This is a genomic window from uncultured Dialister sp. (assembly GCA_900314595.1).
Lineage (GTDB): Bacteria > Bacillota > Negativicutes > Veillonellales > Dialisteraceae > Dialister.
In genome coordinates, this window is record OMVW01000066.1 from 7,794 (window position 1) to 10,145 (window position 2,352).

Consider the following 2,352-nt stretch of genomic DNA (forward strand, 5'->3'; position numbering starts at 1 on the left):
CACAAGAACCGAAAACGGGGCAAAGACCTACCGTTCCACCCTTTCCGGCTGCCTTGACTTCTTCGCCTCCGCCGGAGCCATGCGAAAGGCTCCGGAAGATGAAATCATCAGCCGTTTCCTTCGCGCCTTTGTGGAAGACAGGACCCTGGCCATGAAAATTCTTTTCTATGCCCGGGACATCCGGGGAGGCCTGGGTGAACGGCGCCTCTTCCGCATCATCCTTCGATACTTGGGGAATGCAAAGCCCGAAGTGGTCAGGAAAAACCTGTCTCTCATCCCCGAATACGGGCGGTTCGATGATCTGCTCTCCCTCCTGGACACTTCCCTGGAAGAGGAAATGACCGGATTTCTGAGAAAGCAGCTGGATGATGACTGCAGAGCTTTAACTGAAGGGAAAGAATCAGTTTCTCTCCTGGCCAAATGGCTCCCTTCCATCAATACGTCCAGCAGAGAGAAGGTGCGGGAGGCACGCCGCCTGGCAAAAGCTTTCCATATGGAAGAAAAAGAATATAGAAAGGCCCTTGCATCTCTCAGAAAGAAAATCAACATCCTGGAAACACGCCTCTGCCAAAAGGACTACACCTTCTCCTATGAAGAAGTCCCCTCCCGGACCATGGTGAAATACAGAACTGCCTTTGCACGGAATGACTGGCCCCGGTTCCGGAAACATATGATGGCTGCGCTGCATCACGAAACGGTCATTCATGCAGAATCCCTCATGCCCTATGAAATCATCCGGCCCTATACGCAAAGTTATTACAGAGATGAAAGGCCGGATGGAGGAGATGGGGTTCTCGAAGTCCTGTGGCAGAATCAGAAGGACTATGCGAGAGACCAGAAAGCTCTGGTGGTTGTCGACGGTTCCGCCTCCATGTACAGAGGGGGAAATCCCCTGCCCGCCACAGTGGCCCAGTCCCTGGCCCTTTACTTTGCGGAAAGAAATAAGGGACCCTTTGGAAATCAGTTCATCACCTTCTCGGAAACACCGCAGCTGGTGAAAATCAAAGGATATTTCCTGGATGACCAGCTCTTTGATATTTCCACCTTTGATGAATGTGCCAATACGAACCTGAAAGCTGTCTTCCGGCTCATCCTGAAAACAGCAAAGAAATATAACCTTCCTCCGGAAGAACTCCCCGAGAAGCTTTACATCATTTCGGACATGGAATTTGATTCCTGTATCAATCATGGGGATGTGACCAATTTTACATATGCAAAGAAACTCTTCGAAGAGGCCGGTTACCGCCTTCCCCAGGTCATCTTCTGGAATGTATCCGGCCGCACTCACCAGTTCCCGGTCACAAGGCATGAAACGGGCACCCTCCTCGTGAGCGGCTGCTCTCCCATCATTTTCCGGCAGGTTCTCTCCGGAAAGACGGACCCCTGTGATTTCATGATGGAAATGGCAGGCTCTAAACGGTATGCACCGGTTACTGCCTGAAATTTCATAGCTCGCCCCATTCGTCCTGCACCGGTTCAGGACGAATCTTCTCATTCCAGCCGGCCCTTCCTGTCAGGCCCTTTCCCGGAAAGGAAAGAAAAGCAGGAAGTTGTCTGAACAGGTGTCGCATCTGGGGCCTGTCCAATGAATACAGATGCAAGCAGCAAAAATTCACTATGATTCATGGAATCCTCCGCGCACCGGCTCTGCCGGTGTAAATCCCCAAAAGCGGAGACTCTGAAGCAATCACCGGCATCCTTCGGAACTATCCGGAAAAGAACCGCATTGGCCAAAGAGCACATTCCGGACCAGGCGGGCGGTCAGAAGCCGTGAAGAGGAGCTGGGGTAAAGACAGCATCCGGTAAAAAGTACGGTTTTCGAAAGAATGTGAAAAAGCCGAAAGGAATCCATCCTTTCGGCTTTTTAAGTACCCATGAAATTTTTCAGAGACGAAAATTCTGACCCCAGCCTTCATCCATTATCAAAAATGCGGCACTGATCATTTTGCGCCGCACTTTACCCATCCGAAATCCGAAGTCAGAAATCCGTCTTTCCTGCGATCCATAATCACTTATAATGGCGGGCTTCCTATCCTGACGCCCGCCACCTTCACTTACCACTTATCACTATTTCAAGCATATCGAATCAATCCACCGGAAAAGGTCTTCCAGATCGTAATCTCCCGCGTGACCCACGCCCCAGGGGGAGAAGAAATCCACTTTGCAGCCTGCCTTTTTCAGCTTCAGCGCCAGCAGGGCCGGGACGGCGATGGTGGTATCCGTATCCTTTGCCCCGTGACGGATGCGCCAGTGTTTGGCCGTATCGGCCGTTTTATTTCCGATGTAATTCAAAGGATTCATCATGCCGATGATTTTCTTATCCGCCATGCCCGATTTTTTAGCGGTATTCCG

The 2,352-nt window shown here is 51.1% G+C and carries 1 protein-coding gene and 1 pseudogene; one reads left to right on the forward strand and one right to left on the reverse strand.

The genetic code is table 11. The annotated features are described in order from the left end of the window. Window positions 1–1,441, forward strand: a 1,441-nt coding sequence (locus QZN42_RS09845; RefSeq protein WP_296957211.1) for a DUF2828 family protein, incomplete at its 5' end; no start/stop codon positions are given. A gap of 626 nt (window positions 1,442–2,067) precedes the next feature. On the opposite strand, the pseudogene QZN42_RS09850 reads toward QZN42_RS09845, so the two are convergent. Further along, window positions 2,068–2,352: pseudogene (locus QZN42_RS09850) on the reverse strand (alpha/beta hydrolase); the annotation flags it as partial.